This is a genomic window from Cryobacterium soli (genome assembly GCF_003611035.1).
Taxonomy (GTDB): domain Bacteria; phylum Actinomycetota; class Actinomycetes; order Actinomycetales; family Microbacteriaceae; genus Cryobacterium; species Cryobacterium soli.
In genome coordinates, this window is record NZ_CP030033.1 from 229,865 (window position 1) to 247,636 (window position 17,772).

Here is a 17,772-nt window from a genome sequence, read left to right on the forward strand (position 1 = left end):
CCCGGGTGGCACTGGAGTGTCGGTGGCACTGCATAGACTCGAATGGTGTCAATTTCAGAGGTAGAGCACGGCTCTCAACTCAGCGTCCGTGGTGCTCGCGTGCACAATCTGCACAACGTCAACCTGGACATCCCGCGCGATTCGCTCGTGGTGTTCACAGGTCTATCGGGGTCGGGCAAGTCATCGCTCGCCTTCGATACCATTTTTGCGGAGGGGCAACGACGGTACGTCGAGTCGCTGTCCGCATACGCCCGCCAGTTCCTCGGTCAGGTCGACCGGCCCGACGTCGACTTCATCGAGGGCCTCAGCCCCGCGGTGTCCATCGACCAGAAGTCCACCAACCGCAACCCGCGGTCCACGGTGGGCACCATCACCGAGATCTACGACTACATGCGCCTGCTCTGGGCGCGCATCGGCGTGCCGCACTGCGCCGTCTGCGGTGAGGTCATCCAGTCCCAGACTGTGCAGCAGATCGCCGACCAGCTCATGGAGCTCGAGACCGGGGTGCGCTACCAGATTCTCAGCCCCGTCGTCTCGCAGAAGAAGGGCGAATTCGTCGACCTGTTCAAGGAGCTCGCCGCCGGCGGGTACTCCCGCGCCATGGTCGACGGCACCCAGATCCAGCTCAACGAACCGCCGATCCTCAAGAAGCAGCTCAAGCACGACATTTCCGTCGTCGTCGACCGCCTGGTTGCCGGCCCCGACCTGCTCAGCAGGCTCACCGACTCGCTGGAGACTGCCCTCAAGCTCACCGACGGGCTCGTGCAGATCAACTTCGTCGACCTCACCGGCGACGAGGCCTGGCAGAGCTACTCCGAGAAGCTGTCCTGCCCGAACAACCACCCGGTGCAACTGACCGAGATCGAACCCCGCACCTTCTCCTTCAACGCCCCGTTCGGCGCCTGCCCTGAGTGCTCCGGCCTGGGCACGCGCATGTCGGTCGACGAGGACCTGCTCCTGGGCGACCCCGATCTCAGCATCGCGGAGGGTGTCGTGCTGCCCTGGACCACCCAGGGCAAGGGCCTCTTCCAGTATTACGAGAAGCTTCTCGACGGCCTGGCCCGCGATCTCAAGTTCAAGCTCACCACCCCGTGGAAGAAGCTGAGCGAGGAGGTGCGCACCGCCGTCATGCGCGGCGACAACTTCGAGGTCAAGGTCAAGTGGAAGAACCGCTACGGCCGGGAGATGAGCTACACCTCCGGCTTCGAGGGCGTTGTTCCCTACATCGAACGCCAGTTCCTCCAGGCCGAGACCGACTCCCAGCGCCAGCGCTGGGGCGAATACCTGCGCGAGGTCGCCTGCCCGGTCTGCGACGGAACCCGGCTCAAGCCCGAGGTCCTCGCCGTGCTCGTGCACGACATGAGCATCGCCGACATCTGCAGCCTCAGCCTCAGCGAGGCCCGCGACTTCATGGACAAGCTCGAGCTGACCGACCGTGAGAAGACCATCGCCGCCCAGGTGCTGCGCGAGATCAAGGTGCGTCTGGACTTCCTGTTGCGGGTGGGCCTGAACTACCTGAGTCTGGCCCGCGCCGCCGGCACGCTCTCCGGCGGCGAGGCGCAGCGCATCCGCCTGGCCACCCAGATCGGGTCGGGCCTGACGGGTGTGCTCTACGTGCTCGACGAACCCAGCATCGGCCTGCACCAGCGCGACAACCGGCGCCTGATCGAGACGTTGGTGGCCCTGCGCGACCTCGGCAACACCCTCATCGTCGTCGAACACGACGAGGACACCATCAAGACGGCCGACTGGGTCGTGGACATCGGACCGGGCGCCGGTGTCAACGGCGGCCACGTGGTGCACTCCGGCTCGTATGCGGACCTGCTCACCAACACCGGCTCGCTCACCGCCGACTACCTGTCCGGCCGCAAGTCGATCGCCACGCCGGCGACCCGTCGCCCGCTCGACCCCGAGCGGGAGATCACTGTCGTCGGCGCAGAGGCGAACAACCTCCGCAAGGTCACCGTCAAGTTCCCGCTGGGCGTCTTCACCGCCGTCACCGGCGTGAGCGGATCCGGCAAGTCCTCCCTGGTCAACGATGTGCTCTACCGGGTGCTCGCGAACCGGCTCAACGGAGCCCGCAAGCTGCCAGGGAAGCACAGCAAGGTGACCGGTCTCGACCAGCTCGACAAGGTCATCCACGTCGACCAGGCCCCGATCGGGCGCACGCCCCGCTCCAACCCCGCCACCTACACCGGGGTCTTCGACAAGATCCGCACACTGTTCGCCGAGACCATGGAGGCCAAGGCGCGCGGTTACCTGCCCGGCCGGTTCAGCTTCAACGTCAAGGGTGGCCGCTGCGAAGCGTGCTCCGGCGACGGCACCATCAAGATCGAGATGAACTTCCTGCCCGACGTGTACGTGGCCTGCGAGGTCTGCGGGGGAGCGCGCTACAACCGCGACACCCTCACCGTGCACTACAAGGGCAAGAACATCGCCGAGGTCCTGGACATGCCGATCAGCGAGGCGGCCGAGTTCTTCGAGCCGATCTCGGCGATCCATCGTTTCCTCAAGACCCTGGTCGAGGTGGGCTTGGGCTACGTGCGGCTGGGCCAGAGTGCCACGACCCTCTCGGGCGGCGAGGCCCAGCGGGTCAAGCTGGCCACCGAACTGCAGCGCCGCTCCAACGGGCGCAGCGTCTACGTCCTCGACGAGCCCACCACCGGCCTGCACTTCGAGGACGTGCGTAAGCTCTTGCTGGTGCTGAACAGCCTCGTCGACAAGGGCAACACCGTGATCGTGATCGAGCACAACCTCGACGTGATCAAGTCGGCGGACTGGGTCATCGACCTCGGTCCAGAGGGCGGCTCCGGCGGCGGCAAGGTGCTCGCCACCGGCACCCCCGAGCACGTCGCCTCGGTCAAGAAGAGCCACACCGGAATGTTCCTGAAGGAGGTCCTCGCCGCACGGTAGGCAGAGGAACACGATGTCTGACGCACTGAGCTATCGCCCCAAGCCGGGGGAGATTCCCACCGAACCCGGTGTGTACAGGTTCCGTGACGCCTCCCGGCGGGTGCTCTACGTGGGCAAGGCCAAGAACCTCAGGGCCCGGCTGAGCAACTATTTCGCGCCGCTCAGCAGCCTGCACGAGCGCACCCGCCGGATGGTCACCACGGCGACCAGCGTCGAATGGACGACCGTCGGCACCGAGGTCGAGGCCCTACAGCTGGAGTGGACCTGGATCAACGAGTTCGATCCGCCGTTCAACGTCCAGTTCAAGGACGACAAGTCCTACCCCTACCTCGCGGTGACGCTGGCCGACGAGGCCCCGCGGGCCCTGGTGACGCGCACCACGGGAATCAAGGGCGCGCGGTACTTCGGTCCGTACCCCAAGGTCTGGGCCGTGCACGAGACGATCGACCTGATGCTCAAGGCGTTCCCGATCCGCACCTGCAACAACGCCAACTACAAGCGCGCCATGCAGTCGGGCAAGCCCTGCTTCGCCGGTCAGATCGGTCGCTGCTTCGGACCCTGCTCTGGCACGGTCAGCATCGAGGAGCACCGCACGATCGTCAACGGCTTCGTGAGCTTCATGGGCAGCCAGGATCGCAAGCTCATCAACAGCCTGACGGCGCAGATGAAGGAGGCCTCGCTCGCCCAGGACTACGAGCTTGCCGCCCGGCGTCGCGACCAGGTCAAGGCGCTCGACGCCGTGCTCGAGAAGAGCGCAGTCGTACTGCGGGACAACGTCGACATCGACCTGTTCGCGATCGAGCAGGACGAACTGGCGGCGGCCGTGCAGCTGTTCATCGTGCGCGGCGGACGCATCCGCGGTGTGCGCGGCTGGGTCGTCGACAAGGAACTCGACCTGAGCATGAGCGAGCTGATCGACTCGATCATGCAGACCGCCTACACGGGCGACGCCAGGCCACCCCGGGAGATCGTGGTGCCGGAACTGCCCGACGACGCCGACGCGCTCGAGGGCTGGCTGGGTGGCATCGCGAACCGCAAGGTGCGGCTCGTGGCCGCCCAGCGCGGCGAGAAGGCGGCGCTGCTCGCCACGGCCACCCAGAACGCGAAGCAGGCGCTGATGCTCTACAAGACCCGGCGCAGCTCGGACTTCGTTGCACGGTCGAAGGCGTTGGAGGACCTGCAGGAGGCCCTCGGTATGGACTCGGCGCCGCTGCGCATGGAGTGCTACGACGTTTCCCACCTCGGCGGCACGAACATCGTCGCCTCCATGGTGGTCTTCGAAGACGGCCTGCCGCGCAAGGACGAGTACCGCCGGTTCGGGGTGCCGGAGTCGACCGATGACACCGACTCGCTCTACCGGGTGCTCACCAGGCGGCTGGCCTACCTGGTGCCGGACGGCAGCACCCCGGAGGCGTTGCCGACGGGCGGGGTCATCACGGTCGACGGCGAGGCGGCCGGTCTCACCCCTCCCGCCGAAGCTCCCTCCCCGGACGAGGCAGAGGACGCGACCGGCAGCGGCGGAGCGGCGAAACGGAAGAAATTCCGCTACCAGCCGAACCTGCTCATCGTGGACGGCGGCCAGCCGCAGGTCGCCGCGGCGGCGCGCGCCCTCCGGGAATCCGGGGTCGAGGGCATCACCCTGTGCGGCATCGCCAAGCGGCTCGAGGAGATCTGGCTGCCGGACTCCGACTACCCGGTCATCCTGCCCCGCAACAGCGACGCCCTGTTCCTCATCCAGCGGATCCGAGACGAAGCCCACCGTTTTGCGATCACTCACCAGCGGGCGAGGCGCAAACGTGACATCAACACCATCCTGGGCGAGATCCCGGGCCTGGGCCCCGCGCGGATCAAGGTCCTGCTGGCTCACTTCGGTTCGGTCGCCAAGCTCAGGGAGGCGTCGGTGGACTCCATCGCCGAGATCCGCGGCATCGGACCGGCCCTAGCGGAGGGTATCCACCGGCATCTGCGCGCCTGAGCGCGTCACCGGTCGATAAGCTGGACATTCACTCACTTCGACCGAAGGCGCAATCCAGCATGAGCACGGAGACCCAGAAGCAGGAGATGCTCATCGTCACGGGCATGTCCGGCGCCGGACGATCGACCGTGGCGAACGCGCTGGAGGATCTCGGCTGGTACGTCGTCGACAACCTGCCGCCGCAGATGCTCCGACCGCTGGTCGAGCTCGTCGGCCGGGCCGGAACGAACCTGCCCAAGATCGCCGCCGTCGTCGACATCCGCGGCCGGGATTTCTTCGGCGATTTCCAAGAACTCGTCCAGGCGCTTCGCAGCGGCACCCAGGTCAGGGTGATCTTCCTCGAGGCGCGTGACGATGTACTTGTACGCCGGTTCGAGGCGGTGCGCCGGCCGCACCCGCTGCAGGGGGAGGGCACCATCCTCGACGGGATCTCCGCCGAGCGCACCCGCCTGGCCGTCGTCCGTGAGTCCTGCGACATCGTTATCGACACCTCCGACCTCAACATCCACCAGCTGGCCACCACCATCACGGAGCGCTTCGCCGCCGAGAACGCGGCCGGGCTGCACCTCACCGTGATGAGCTTCGGCTTCAAGTACGGTCTCCCCACCGACGTCGACATGGTCGCCGACGCCCGCTTCCTGCCCAACCCGTTCTGGATCCCCGAGCTGCGCCCGCACACCGGCCTCGACCCCGAGGTCAGCGACTACGTGCTCGGCCAGGAAGGCGCGCGGGAGTTCATCGACGCGTATGCCGCCGCCGTGCGCCCGGTCCTGGCCGGATACCAACGGGAGAACAAACGTCACGCCACCATCGCCATCGGCTGCACGGGTGGCAAGCACCGCTCGGTGGCCATGGCACGGGAACTGGCCGGGCTGCTCCAAGAATTTCCCGGCGTCGCGGTGAGCCTCAAGCACCGCGACCTCGGACGAGAATAACGGCAGGCCCGCCGTCGACCACGACGGCAGGCCCGAACAACAGAATGGAAATGACGATTGGCACTCACCATCGACGTCAAAGATGAATTAGCACGCGTCGAGGTTTCGAAGACCACGGTTCGGGCGGCAGAACTAGCCACGATCCTGCGTTTCTCCGGCGGTCTGCACATGATCTCCGGCCGCATCGCCATCGAGTCGGAACTCGACACAGCCCTGCTGGCCCGACGGGTGCGGAAGGACCTCGCCGAGCTCTACGGCGTCCGCAGCGACGTCTCCGTGATCACGGCCTCCGGCCTGCGGCGCACCAACCACTACCTCGTGCGCGTGCTCGAGGGCGGCGAAACCCTCGCGCGCCAGACCGGCCTGCTCGACGCCCGACGCCGCCCCATCCGCGGCCTGCCCAACCGACTGACCACCGGGTCCAAGGACGAGATCGCGGCCGTCTGGCGCGGTGCGTTCCTCGCGGCCGGCTCGCTGACCGATCCCGGCCGCTCCGCCGCGCTCGAGGTCGTCTGCCCGGGCAACGAGGCTGCCATGGCCATCGTGGGAGCCGCCGGACGCCTCGGCATCGTCGCGAAGGCCCGCGAGGTGCGCGGTGTGCACCGCGTCGTCATCCGTGACGGTGACGCTATCGGCGCCATGCTCGTGCAGATGGGCGCCCAGGAGACCGTGCTCAACTGGGAGGCCCTCCGGCAGCGCCGCGAGGTGCGCGCCACCGCCAACCGCCTCGTCAACTTCGACGACGCCAATCTCCGCCGCTCCGCGCAGGCCGCCGTCGCTGCCTGCGCCCGCGTGGACCGGGCCATGGAGATCCTCGGTGACGACATCCCCGAGCACCTGCGGTATGCGGGGGAGCTGCGACTGTCGTTCCGCGACTCCAGCCTCGACGAACTCGGCCATCACGCCGACCCGCCCATGACGAAGGACGCCGTCGCCGGACGCATCCGCCGGCTGCTCGCCATGGCCGACAAGAAGGCCGTCGACCTCGGGATCCCGGGCACCGACGCGAACCTGCCCGCCGACCTCGACGACGTGTGAGGGACTAACGTCCCCTATCCACCTGAGTAGACTAAAAAGGTCACTTACAGTGCAGGTGGCGGGAGAAATCTTGCCGCCGCCACATAAATGAGGAGATATGAGCTATGGCCGAATACACCCTGCCTGAACTGGCTTACGACTACTCGGCTCTCGCGCCGAGCATCAGCGGCACCATCATGGAACTCCACCACAGCAAGCACCACCAGGCGTACGTGACCGGCGCGAACACGGCGCTGGCCCAGCTGGCGGATGCCCGCGATTCCGGCAACCTCGGCTACGTCAACAAGCTGGAGAAGGACCTCGCGTTCAACCTCGGCGGACACGTCAACCACTCGATCTTCTGGACCAACATGTCGCCGAACGGCGGAGACAAGCCCGTCGGCGAACTCGCCAGCGCGATCGACGACTTCTTCCGTTCCTTCGACAAATTCCAGGCCCACTTCGCGGCGACCGCGATGGGCGTGCAGGGCTCCGGCTGGTCGGTGCTCGCCTGGGACTCGATCGGGCAGCGCCTGATCATCCAGCAGTTCTTCGACCAGCAGGCCAACTTCGCTGCCGGCACCGTTCCCGTGCTCATGCTCGACGTCTGGGAGCACGCGTACTACCTCGACTACCAGAACGTCCGTGCCGACTACGTGAAGGCGTTCTGGAACATCGTCGACTGGGAAAACGTGCAGGCCCGCTTCCTCGCCGCCCGGGAGAAGACCAACGGCCTGCTGCTACTCTCGTAGCGCTCATCGGCCCACCGGCCGACCCCCACTTTCGCTTTTTTCATCCCCACCACCGGCGCCACACGCGCCATCAATAACAGGAGTCATTCGTGTCTGTAAAGATTGGCATTAACGGATTTGGCCGCATCGGCCGCAACTACCTGCGCGCCGCACTGGCCCAGGGCAGCGACATCGAGATCGTTGCGGTCAACGACCTCACCGACACCAAGACGCTGGCCCACCTCCTCAAATACGACTCCATCACGGGTCGTCTGGACGCCACCGTCTCCGTCGAGGGCGACTCGATCCTCGTCAACGGCAAGCCGATCAAGGTTCTCGCCGAGCGCGACCCGGCCAACCTGCCCTGGGGCGCCCTGGGCGTCGACATCGTGATCGAGTCCACCGGTCGCTTCACCAAGGCCGACGATGCACGCAAGCACATCACCGCCGGTGCCAAGAAGGTCATCGTCTCCGCTCCCGCCACCGGCGACGTTGCGACGATCGTCATGGGCGTCAACGAGGAGACGTACGACTCCGCGAAGTTCGACATCATCTCGAACGCCTCCTGCACCACCAACTGCCTCGCACCGCTGGCCAAGGTCTTCAACGACAACTTCGGCATCAAGAGCGGCCTGATGACCACCATCCACGCGTACACCGCAGACCAGAACCTGCAGGACGGCCCGCACAGCGACCTCCGTCGTGCCCGCGCCGCCGCCGTCAACATCATCCCGACGTCGACCGGTGCCGCCAAGGCCCTCGGCATCGTGCTCCCCGAGCTCGCCGGCAAGCTTGACGGCTTCGCCCTGCGCGTACCCGTGCCCACCGGTTCCATCACCGACCTCACCGTCGTCGCCGAGAAGCCGGTCACGGTCGAGGCCATCAAGGCCGCCTACAAGGCAGCAGCAGAGGGCCCCCTCAAGGGCATCCTGATGTACACCGAGGACGAGATCGTCTCCAGCGACATCGTCACCGACCCGCACTCCTCGATCTTCGACGCCGGCCTGCTGCGCGTCCTGGGCGACCAGGTCAAGCTGTCCTCCTGGTACGACAACGAGTGGGGCTACTCCAACCGCATGGTTGACCTCACCGAGTTCGTCGCCGAGCGTCTCTAACTAGGGGACTCGCAGTGACGCTTCGCACTATCGAATCGCTGGGATCGCTCCACGGCAAGCGCGTCATCGTTCGGTGTGATCTGAACGTTCCGTTGAAAGACGGCCAGATCACCGACGATGGCCGCGTGCGGGCGTCCCTGCCCACCCTCAAGGCCTTGGTCGAACAGGGCGCCCGTCTGGTGATCGTTTCTCACCTCGGGCGCCCCGACGGCCAGGTCAACCCCAAGTACAGCCTCGCGCCGGTAGCGGCACGCCTGGCTGAACTGATCGGTTCCCCCGTGGCATTCGCAGCGGACACCGTCGGCGAGTCCGCCCAGGCCGCAGTCGCGGCCCTGGCGGACGGCGACATCGTCGTTCTGGAGAACCTCCGCTTCAACGCGGGGGAGACCAGCAAGGTCGACGCAGAGCGGGTGGCTTTCGCCACCGAGCTCTCCGCCCTCGGCGATGCCCTCGTCTCCGACGGCTTCGGCGTCGTGCACCGCAAGCAGGCCAGCGTCTTCGACCTGGCTCAGATCCTGCCGAGCGCCGCCGGCCTGCTCATCGCAGCAGAACTCGACGTGCTCGACCGCCTCACCGAGAAGCCGGAGGCGCCGTACACGGTGATCCTCGGCGGCTCGAAGGTATCGGACAAGCTCGGCGTCATCGGCCACCTGCTTCCGCGGGTGAACTCGCTGCTCATCGGCGGCGGCATGCTCTTCACCTTCCTCGCGGCCCAGGGCCACAAGGTCGGCGCGAGCCTGCTCGAGGTCGACCAGATCGAAACCGTGCGCGGTTACCTCGCCGAGGCCGAGCGCCTCGGCGTCAAGATCGTGCTGCCGACGGACGTCGTCGTGGCCTCCAAGTTCGGGGCCGACGCCGAATACGTCACCACGCCGGCCGATCAGATCGAGGACACCCCGTTCGGCGCTGCCGGCCTGGGCCTGGACATCGGACCGGACACGGCCGCTGCGTTCGCAGCGATCATCCGTGAGTCGAAGACAGTCTTCTGGAACGGCCCCATGGGCGTATTCGAGCTGGCACCCTTCGCCGACGGCACCCGCACGGTTGCCGCCGCTCTGACCGAGGTCAACGGACTGAGCGTCGTCGGTGGAGGAGACTCCGCCGCCGCAGTTCGCATCCTCGGTTTCAACGATGACCAGTTCGGTCATATTTCTACCGGCGGTGGCGCCAGCCTCGAGTTCCTCGAGGGCAAGCGACTGCCAGGACTGGAGGTCCTCGGATGGCAGTAAACACGCGTGTCCCACTGATTGCGGGCAACTGGAAGATGAACCTGGACCACCTCCAGGCCATCGCGTTCGTCCAGAAGCTCGCCTGGAGCCTCAAGGACGCCGGCCACGACTTCACCTCCACCGAGGTTGCCGTGTTCCCGCCCTTCACCGACCTTCGCAGCGTGCAGACGCTCGTGGCGGCCGACAAGCTGCCGCTGGCGTACGGCGGACAGGATGTCTCCACCCAGGAGTCCGGCGCCTACACGGGCGAGATCTCGGCGGCGTTCCTTGCCGCACTCGAGTGCCAGTACGTGCTCATCGGTCACTCCGAGCGACGCACCCTGCACAACGAGACCGACGAGGTCGTCGCCGCCAAGGTGACCGCAGCGTTGAAGCACAACCTGGTTCCGATCATCTGCGTCGGCGAAACCGCCGCGGACCTCGAGCTGCACGGCCCCAGCGCCGTTCCCGTCGCACAGTTGAAGGCAGCCCTCGCGGGTGTCGACAACGCCGCTGACATCGTCGTGGCGTACGAGCCGGTCTGGGCCATCGGCTCCGGCCAGGCCGCAACGCCCGAGCAGGCCGAACAGGTCGCTGCAGCGCTCCGGACGACCCTCGCCGAGGTGCTCGGCCAGGACGTCGCGGACAAGACCCGGATCCTCTACGGCGGTTCCGTCAAGGGCGTCAACATCGCCGGTTTCATGAAGGAACCGAACGTCGACGGCGCCCTGGTCGGCGGTGCGAGCCTCGACATCACCGAGTTCTCGAGCATCGTCCGGTTCCAGAAGCACGTCGGACTGTAACGAACGCCCGTTGCATCCCCCACTCGGGGGGTGCGGCGGGTTTCGTTTTGCCGTCAGGCTATAATTGCCAGTGGTCTTGGTGGAGCTCTAGCGCCCATCGTTTTGTGAAAGGTTTCGCGTGGAGATTCTCCAGGTTGTATTGCAGGTTCTGCTCGGTATTACGAGCCTCCTGCTCACTATGCTCATTTTGCTTCACAAGGGGCGCGGTGGTGGGCTGTCCGACATGTTCGGCGGCGGCGTCACCTCGAACCTCGGCGCCTCCGGCGTCGCCGAACGGAACCTCAACCGCATCACCATCATCCTGGCCGTGTTGTGGATCTCCTGCATCGTCGTGCTCGGTCTGATCACCAAATTCGATACCGGCGCCTAGCCTGACGACTGCCGTCCGCCCGCTTCCCAGCGGTCCGGGCCGGTAGCCCCCAGGCTTCGGCACCAGCTCGCGACACCGTCGCATCCGGTCAACCACGGCGAGACCGGACCAGCAGCAGACAACCTGAACCAGCCGAACAGTTTTCAAGCGGAGGAACACAATGGCATCTGGCGGAAGCGCTATTCGCGGCTCGCGAGTCGGAGCGGGCCCCATGGGCGAGCAGGACCGTGGTTTCCACGCCGATCGCATCCGGGTCTCGTACTGGGACGCCCTCGGCAATGAGACGGTGCGTTACTTCGCCGCGAACCTGCCCGACGAGGAAATCCCCGACACCATCGACTGCCCGTCCTCGGGTCTGCCCGCTGGCCGGGACAAGGAGAACCCGCCGTCGGTGGTCAAGCTCGAGCCGTACAAGACCCACCTGGCCTACGTCAAGGAGCGTCGCACGGAGGAAGAGGCCGAGTCCCTCCTCGAGGAAGCCCTCCAGCAGCTCCGGGTGCGTCGCGGAAAGCTCAGCGCCACCAACTGACTGAGGTGGGCCACGGCCCATCGCGCAGCGCGCAGGCAACACAAAAAGCGCATCGGTTCCTCGGAACCGATGCGCTTTTGTTCTGCCTGGAGTCGCTTACTGCGGCTGCTCGATCAGGTTCTCCGGGACCTCGGCGGCTGCCTCTCCGTCCACGAAGAAGTCCGTGTAGTGCCGGCCACGGATGCCCGCAACGGGCACCTCGTCACGGCTGGCCCCGGCGAGGGCGAGGCCGAGGGCCGAGGCCTTGTCGGAACCGGAGACCACCAGCCAGATGCGTTCGGACGAGTTGATCACCCAGCGGGTCAGGCTCAGACGTTCGGGCGGAGGCTTGGGCGAGTTCAGCACCGCGATGACCGTGAGGTCGTTCTCCCGGATACCCTGCATGTGCGGGAACAGGGAAGCGATGTGTCCGTCCGGACCGACGCCGAGGAACGTGACGTCGAACTGCGGCACCGTCGACTCAGGGGCGGCCATCGACTTGAGCTCGGCCGCATACCGATCCGAGGCCGCATCGATGTCCAGACCCTCGTCGGACGCGGGGAACGCGTGCACGTTGCCGGCCGGAATATCGATGTGGTCGAGTAGGGCCGCGCGGGCCTGCCCCTCGTTGCGGTCGGCATGGCCCCGCGGGACCCAACGCTCGTCGCCCCACCAGACGTCGATCTTGGACCAGTTCACGCTGTCGCGGTCGGGGGAGGCGTTGATGGCCTCCAGCACCCCGGTCCCGACGCTTCCGCCGGTGAGCACCACGTGCGCGTGGCCCTGTTCGTGCAGGATATCGGCCATCTTGGTGAGGAACCGCGTGGCGACGGACTCGATGAGCGCCGCCTTGTCGTCGTGTACGAGTACACGTCTGTCGTGTGTCATGAGTGACCTCCGGTGGATGTGGTGGCGCCCGTGAGCTGCGGCAGGCCACGCGTGATGACCTCGCCGTACAGTTCGTCGGGGTCGAGGCGGCGGAGTTCGTCGCTCAGGCAATCCCGCAGGCTGCGGCGCTTGAGCGTGAGATCCTGCACCGGCTGGCCCGGCTGGGTCAGCGTGGCGATTCCGGGGACCTCGCGCTCCAGGGAGATGACACCGGACGCGCGGGTGAGGTGCACGCCGCGGATCCCGTTCGAGTTCTCACCCGAGGTGAGTTCGTAGTCCACGGGCACCTGCAGCTGCAGCTGCAGCCAGGCCGCGAGCAGGGTCGTCGAGGGGGAGTCGGCCGCCCCGGTCACGGACACGGCGGTGATGGACTCGTAGGGAGGCTGGTCCAGCACCGCGGCGAGCTGGGCCCGCCAGAGCGTCAGACGTGTCCAGGCGAAGTCGGTGTCGCCGGGGCGGTACGTCGAGCAGATCCGGGTGAGCGCGGCCTGCGGGTCGTCCTGCGCCGACGCATCCGTGATGCGACGGTACGCGATGCGGCCAAGGGGCGACTCGGCGGGCACCTCAGGCGCCTCACCGGGCCACCAGGCCACGACGGGAGCGTCGGGCAGCAGCAGGCCGGTGACCAGGCTCTCCGGGTCACTGGCGGCGTCACCGTAGGCGCGCAGCACGATGACCTCGCTGGCGCCGGCGTCTCCGCCGACACGGATCTCCGCGTCGACACGCGGGTCGCAGACGGCGGCGCCGTCGGGCTGGGTCGACAGGACGATCACGCGCATGGGGTGTTCCCGGGACGCGTCGTTGGCTGCTTCGATGGCCTCTTCCTCGTGGCCGAGTTCGGCGGCGATGATGAGGGTGAGCACCCGGCCGAGGGCGACAGCGCCGCCCTCTTCCCGGATGCGCACGAGCGCCTTGGAAATCTTGGACGTGGTGGTGTCCGGCAGATCGACGATCATGGGCGTCTCCAGTTCCGGCCGTCTCGTGACAGCAGTTCGTCGGCTGATGCGGGCCCCCAGGTTCCGGGTCGGTATTGTTCCGGTTGACCCTGGGTTGCCCAGAATTCTTCGATGGGGTCGAGGATCTTCCACGATAGCTCGACCTCTTCGTGGCGGGGGAAGAGCGGCGGGTCGCCCAGCAGGACGTCCAGGATCAGGCGTTCGTAGGCCTCGGGGCTGGCTTCGGTGAAAGCGTGGCCGTAACCGAAGTCCATGGTCACGTCGCGCACCTGCATGCCGACACCGGGCACCTTGGAGCCGAACCGGATGGTGACGCCCTCGTCGGGCTGCACCCGGATCACCAGGGCGTTCTCACCGAGCGCGGCGGTCTGGCTCTTTTCGAAGAGGTACTGCGGAGCCCGCTTGAACACCACGGCGATCTCGGTGACCCGGCGGCCCAGGCGTTTGCCGGCGCGCAGGTAGAACGGCACGCCGGACCAGCGGCGGGTGTCGATCTCCAGGCGCAGGGCCGCGTAGGTCTCCGTCAGCGACTCCGGGTTCATGCCGTCTTCCTCGAGGAAGCCGAGGATCTTCTCGCCACCCTGCCAGCCACCGGCGTACTGTCCGCGGGCGGTGCCCGTGGCCAGGTCCTCCGGCAACCGCACGGAGGCGAGCACCTTCTCCTTTTCGGTGCGGAGGTCCGCGGCGTCGAAGGAGATCGGCTCCTCCATGGCGGTGAGCGCCAGGAGCTGCAGGAGGTGGTTCTGGATCACGTCGCGTGCCGCGCCGATGCCGTCGTAGTACCCGGCCCGTCCGCCGACACCGATGTCCTCGGCCATGGTGATCTGTACGTGGTCGACGTAGTTGGCGTTCCAGATCGGTTCGTACAACTGGTTCGCGAAGCGCAGCGCCAGAATGTTCTGCACCGTCTCTTTACCCAGGTAGTGGTCGATGCGGAAGACGGAGTCGGCCGGGAAGACCGATTCGACGACGTCGTTGAGCTCGCGGGCGGTCTTCAGGTCGCTGCCGAAGGGCTTCTCGATGACGACGCGGCGCCATTGTCCGTTCTTCTGCTCGGCCAGGCCGGAGCGACGCAGCTGCTCGGTGACCTGGGGGAATGCCTTGGGCGGGATCGAGAGGTAGAACGCGTGGTTGCCCATCGTTCCCCGCTCCCGGTCGAGTTCCTCGATGGTCTCCTTGAGGAGTTCGAAGGCGGCGTCGTCGTCGAAGGTTCCCGGGACGAACCGGATTCCCTCCGCCAGCTGCGCCCAGACATCCTCGTGGAACTCGGTGCGGGCGTACTCCTTGACGGAGTCGTGCACGACCTGCATGAAGTCCTGGTTGTCCCAGTCCCGGCGGGCGAACCCGACGAGAGCGAATCCAGGCGGCAAGAGGCCCCGGTTGGCGAGGTCATAGACGGCGGGCATGAGTTTCTTCCGCGACAGGTCTCCGGTGACGCCGAAGATCACGAGGCTCGAGGGCCCCGCAATTCGATTCAGGCGGTAATCGGAGGGTGAACGCAGCGGATTGAACTCCGGGGTGATTTCCACCGGGGACATGCAGCTCCTTAGAGGGTGACAGTGAACAGAAGCGGGGGCGTGACTTACCGGACTGCGGCGAACAGGGTGCTGATGTTCGCAGCCGGGTCGGTCAACGTGAGGGTGAGGACCGGACGACCATGCTCGGCGAGGACGCTGGCGTCGCCGGCGGCCTGGGCCTGGATGAGCTCACCGAAGGTGAACGGACGGCCCGGGATCTCAAGGTCTTCAGCGGGGGTGCTGAGGACCTGCAGGAACACGCCGGTGGGGGTGCCACCCTTGTGGAACTGGCCGGTGGAGTGCAGGAACCGGGGGCCCCAGCCGAAGGTGACCGGACGACCTGACAGCGTCGCCAGGAGTCCCCGCAGCTCGGCGAGCTGGGGGAGTGCCACACGGTCCGCGTAGGCCTGAACGGCGACGTATCCGTCCGGACCGAGTTCTTCGAGCAACGCGTCGACGGCCCCGGCCAGGTCGCTGGCCGCGCCGATGACGTGCGGCGTGCCGCGGATCTCGATGCCCTCGGCGATGAACGCGGCTGGCTCTGGAGCGGGACGGTCGTCGAGCAGGCCGCGGGTGGCGATCTTCGCGGATTCGACGTCGGGCTGGTCGAACGGGTTGATCCCGAGCAGCCGTCCGGCGACGGCGGTCGCGTACTCCCACACCAGGAACTGGGCGCCGAGGGTGCCGCTGACACGGATCTCGCCGCTCCCGTCAAGATCCATGCCGTCGAGGGGCCCGAAGACCTCTTCGCCGGCATCCGCCACGACGCGCAGGATCTGCACGTCGGGCAGAGATGCCGAGAGCTCCGGCGCATCCGCGTCTAGAACGACGGGGAGGATGCCGGTGCCGGCCTTGCCGGTGGATTCGGCGATGAGCTGTTCGGCCCAGTCGGCAAAACCCACGATGTGGGTTTCGTCGGAGACGATGGCCAGCTTGTCGCGGCGCGGAGTGGCTGAGGCTATCGCAGCGCCGAGGATCAGACCGGGGTTGTCCTCTGAGTCGACGGCCAGGGTCAGGGAGACGGCATCGGCCTCGTCGAGGAGCTGTGCGATGTCCGCCCCGGCCAGGCCGGAGGGCACGAGGCCGAATGCGGTCAGCGCCGAGAAACGACCGCCAACTGTCGGGTCGGCGGTGAACACCCGGTAGCCGGCTTCCCTGGCCGACGCCTCGAGCGGTGAGCCGGGGTCGGTGACCACGATGATGCGCTCCGCGGGGTCGATCCCGCGATCCTGGAAGGCACGTTCGAAGACTCGCCGCTGGCTGTCCGTCTCCACGGTGCCGCCAGACTTCGACGACACCACCAGGGCGGTGGACTCGAGACGGTCGGTCAGCGCCGCTCGCACCTGGCCGGGGTCGGTCGCGTCGAGCACCGTCAGGTCGACACCGCTGGTGCGTGTGATGACCTCGGGGGCGAGCGACGAACCACCCATGCCGGCCAGGACGATGTGAGTGACACCCTGCGCGTGGAGTTCCTCGCGCAGGGCCGTGATCTCGGCGACGAGGGGACGGGAGGTGGTCACGGACTCGGTCCAGCCGAGCCGTGTGCCGGCCTCTTCCTCAGCCTCGGGTCCCCACAGGGCAGGGTCGAGAGACGTGATGCCGGAGGCGATCAGGTCGGCGACCAGGGTGGGGACCACGGTGCGGACGGCCTCTGCCGCCGCACCGCTCACCGAGATCTGGAAACTCACTTGGCGGACTCGAGCGCCGCCGTCACGGTGTCCAGGAGTTCGTTCCAGGAGATGATGAACTTCGAAACGCCCTCCTCTTCGAGCACGCGGGTGACGTCGTCGTAGGAGACGCCCTGTGCAGCGATGGCGTCGAGAACGGCGTTCGCGGCGTCGTAGGAGCCGGTGACGGCGCCTTCGACGATGACACCGTGGTCGAAGGTGGCCTCGAGGGTCTTCTCCGGCATGGTGTTGACGACCTCGGGGGCGACCAGTTCGGTCACGTACAGGGTGTCGGGCAGGTCGGCGGACTTGACGCCGGTGGAGGCCCAGAGCGGACGCTGCTTGTTGGCGCCGGCCGCGAGCAGCACGGACGCGCGCTCGGTCGTGAAGGCCTGCTCGAAGACCTGGTAGGCGAGCTGCGCGTTGGCGACGCCGGCCTTGCTCTGCAGAGCGAGGGCTTCCTCGGTGCCGACCTCGGCGAGGCGCTTGTCGATCTCGGTGTCGACACGCGACACGAAGAACGAGGCGACCGAGTGGATGGTCGACAGGTCGATGCCCGCGGCCTTGGCCTTCTCCAGGCCGGTGAGGTAGGCGTTGATCACGGCGCGGTAGCGCTCGAGGCTGAAGATCAGCGTGACGTTGACGCTGATGCCCAGCGCGATGGTTTCGGTGATCGCCTCGAGGCCCTCGATGGTCGCCGGAATCTTGATCATCGCGTTGGGGCGGTTGACCTTGTTCCAGAGCTGCTGGGCCTGGGCGAGGGTCTTCTGGGCGTCGTGGGCGAAGCCGGGCTCGACCTCGATCGACACGCGGCCATCGAAGCCCTTCGTGGCGTCGTAAATCGGGCGGAAGATGTCGCAGGCGGCGGCGACGTCGTCGGTGGTGATCTCGAAGACCGCATCCGTGACGGTGGTGCCGGCGGCGGCCAGCGTGGCCACCTGCGAAGCGTACGCCTCGCCCTTGCTGAGCGCACCGGCGAAGATCGTCGGGTTGGTGGTGACGCCGACGACGTTCTTCTCCTCGATGAGGGTCGTCAGTCCGCCGGACTGGATGCGCTGACGCGACAGGTCGTCGAGCCAGATGCTGACGCCCGCGGCGGACAGTGCGGCGGTGGGGGTTGTTTCAGTCATGAAAATCAAATCTCCTTGAATGCTGCGCTTGTAGGTGTC

Annotated in this window: 15 protein-coding genes; 10 read left to right on the plus strand and 5 right to left on the minus strand. The window is 66.9% G+C overall.

What is annotated here, in order from left to right:
- Positions 1-45: 45 nt before the first annotated feature.
- The 10 genes from uvrA to DOE79_RS01165 all read left to right on the plus strand — a co-directional run bounded on the left by uvrA (position 46) and on the right by DOE79_RS01165 (position 11,596).
- Positions 46-2,913 carry an excinuclease ABC subunit UvrA gene (gene uvrA / locus DOE79_RS01120; protein WP_245977061.1) on the plus strand — a complete coding sequence of 956 codons (2,868 nt, stop codon included), beginning with the start codon at positions 46-48 and terminating at the stop codon, positions 2,911-2,913.
- A gap of 13 nt (positions 2,914-2,926) precedes the next feature.
- Entirely contained in the window at positions 2,927-4,888 is a 1,962-nt protein-coding gene (gene uvrC, locus DOE79_RS01125) for an excinuclease ABC subunit UvrC (RefSeq protein ID WP_120336923.1), read from the plus strand.
- 59 nt (positions 4,889-4,947) lie between these two features.
- Complete coding sequence (gene rapZ, locus DOE79_RS01130; protein WP_066595529.1) at positions 4,948-5,823, plus strand: RNase adapter RapZ; 876 nt, start codon at positions 4,948-4,950, stop codon at positions 5,821-5,823.
- A gap of 57 nt (positions 5,824-5,880) precedes the next feature.
- Positions 5,881-6,861 (plus strand): DNA-binding protein WhiA, encoded by a 981-nt coding sequence (gene whiA / locus DOE79_RS01135; protein WP_066595520.1) that lies wholly within the window; start codon positions 5,881-5,883, stop codon positions 6,859-6,861.
- Between the two features lie 104 nt (positions 6,862-6,965).
- Positions 6,966-7,592: a superoxide dismutase gene (locus DOE79_RS01140; RefSeq protein ID WP_120336924.1), complete on the plus strand. Its 627-nt coding sequence runs from the start codon at positions 6,966-6,968 to the stop codon at positions 7,590-7,592.
- Positions 7,593-7,681: 89 nt separating this feature from the next.
- The gene (gap, locus tag DOE79_RS01145; RefSeq protein WP_066595509.1) at positions 7,682-8,686 is read left to right on the plus strand and encodes a type I glyceraldehyde-3-phosphate dehydrogenase; all 1,005 of its coding nucleotides are present in this window, start codon (positions 7,682-7,684) and stop codon (positions 8,684-8,686) included.
- A gap of 14 nt (positions 8,687-8,700) precedes the next feature.
- Positions 8,701-9,915 (plus strand): phosphoglycerate kinase, encoded by a 1,215-nt coding sequence (locus DOE79_RS01150; protein ID WP_120336925.1) that lies wholly within the window; start codon positions 8,701-8,703, stop codon positions 9,913-9,915.
- Positions 9,906-10,697 carry a triose-phosphate isomerase gene (tpiA, locus tag DOE79_RS01155; protein WP_120336926.1) on the plus strand — a complete coding sequence of 264 codons (792 nt, stop codon included), beginning with the start codon at positions 9,906-9,908 and terminating at the stop codon, positions 10,695-10,697. The genes DOE79_RS01150 and tpiA overlap by 10 nt, the downstream gene beginning before the upstream one ends.
- A gap of 118 nt (positions 10,698-10,815) precedes the next feature.
- Entirely contained in the window at positions 10,816-11,067 is a 252-nt protein-coding gene (gene secG, locus DOE79_RS01160) for a preprotein translocase subunit SecG (protein WP_066595498.1), read from the plus strand.
- 160 nt (positions 11,068-11,227) lie between these two features.
- The gene (locus DOE79_RS01165; protein ID WP_066595496.1) at positions 11,228-11,596 is read left to right on the plus strand and encodes an RNA polymerase-binding protein RbpA; all 369 of its coding nucleotides are present in this window, start codon (positions 11,228-11,230) and stop codon (positions 11,594-11,596) included.
- A gap of 96 nt (positions 11,597-11,692) precedes the next feature.
- Here the strand turns inward: DOE79_RS01165 and pgl are convergent, their stop codons facing one another.
- From pgl to tal, 5 genes are read right to left on the minus strand one after another with little or no spacing between them, the layout of a single operon-like run.
- Positions 11,693-12,463, minus strand: a complete 771-nt coding sequence (pgl, locus tag DOE79_RS01170; RefSeq protein WP_120336927.1) for a 6-phosphogluconolactonase — start codon at positions 12,461-12,463, stop codon at positions 11,693-11,695.
- Positions 12,460-13,419 carry a glucose-6-phosphate dehydrogenase assembly protein OpcA gene (locus DOE79_RS01175; protein WP_120336928.1) on the minus strand — a complete coding sequence of 320 codons (960 nt, stop codon included), beginning with the start codon at positions 13,417-13,419 and terminating at the stop codon, positions 12,460-12,462. Before DOE79_RS01175 ends, pgl begins: the two co-directional genes overlap by 4 nt.
- Positions 13,416-14,957: a glucose-6-phosphate dehydrogenase gene (zwf, locus tag DOE79_RS01180; RefSeq protein WP_066595491.1), complete on the minus strand. Its 1,542-nt coding sequence runs from the start codon at positions 14,955-14,957 to the stop codon at positions 13,416-13,418. Before zwf ends, DOE79_RS01175 begins: the two co-directional genes overlap by 4 nt.
- A 44-nt stretch (positions 14,958-15,001) precedes the next feature.
- Positions 15,002-16,624, minus strand: a complete 1,623-nt coding sequence (locus DOE79_RS01185; RefSeq protein WP_120336929.1) for a glucose-6-phosphate isomerase — start codon at positions 16,622-16,624, stop codon at positions 15,002-15,004.
- Positions 16,621-17,733: a transaldolase gene (tal, locus tag DOE79_RS01190; protein WP_120336930.1), complete on the minus strand. Its 1,113-nt coding sequence runs from the start codon at positions 17,731-17,733 to the stop codon at positions 16,621-16,623. Before tal ends, DOE79_RS01185 begins: the two co-directional genes overlap by 4 nt.
- Positions 17,734-17,772 lie beyond the last annotated feature (39 nt).

Excerpts from the sequence above, each read along its gene's own strand:
- pgl (WP_120336927.1), bottom strand. The coding sequence starts at position 12,463 with ATGACACACGACAGACGTGTACTCGTACACGACGACAAGGCGGCGCTC.
- DOE79_RS01140 (WP_120336924.1), top strand. The coding sequence starts at position 6,966 with ATGGCCGAATACACCCTGCCTGAACTGGCTTACGACTACTCGGCTCTC.
- uvrC (WP_120336923.1), top strand. The coding sequence starts at position 2,927 with ATGTCTGACGCACTGAGCTATCGCCCCAAGCCGGGGGAGATTCCCACC.
- DOE79_RS01165 (WP_066595496.1), top strand. The coding sequence starts at position 11,228 with ATGGCATCTGGCGGAAGCGCTATTCGCGGCTCGCGAGTCGGAGCGGGC.
- zwf (WP_066595491.1), bottom strand. The coding sequence starts at position 14,957 with ATGTCCCCGGTGGAAATCACCCCGGAGTTCAATCCGCTGCGTTCACCC.
- DOE79_RS01175 (WP_120336928.1), bottom strand. The coding sequence starts at position 13,419 with ATGATCGTCGATCTGCCGGACACCACCACGTCCAAGATTTCCAAGGCG.
- tal (WP_120336930.1), bottom strand. The coding sequence starts at position 17,733 with ATGACTGAAACAACCCCCACCGCCGCACTGTCCGCCGCGGGCGTCAGC.
- tpiA (WP_120336926.1), top strand. The coding sequence starts at position 9,906 with ATGGCAGTAAACACGCGTGTCCCACTGATTGCGGGCAACTGGAAGATG.
- rapZ (WP_066595529.1), top strand. The coding sequence starts at position 4,948 with ATGAGCACGGAGACCCAGAAGCAGGAGATGCTCATCGTCACGGGCATG.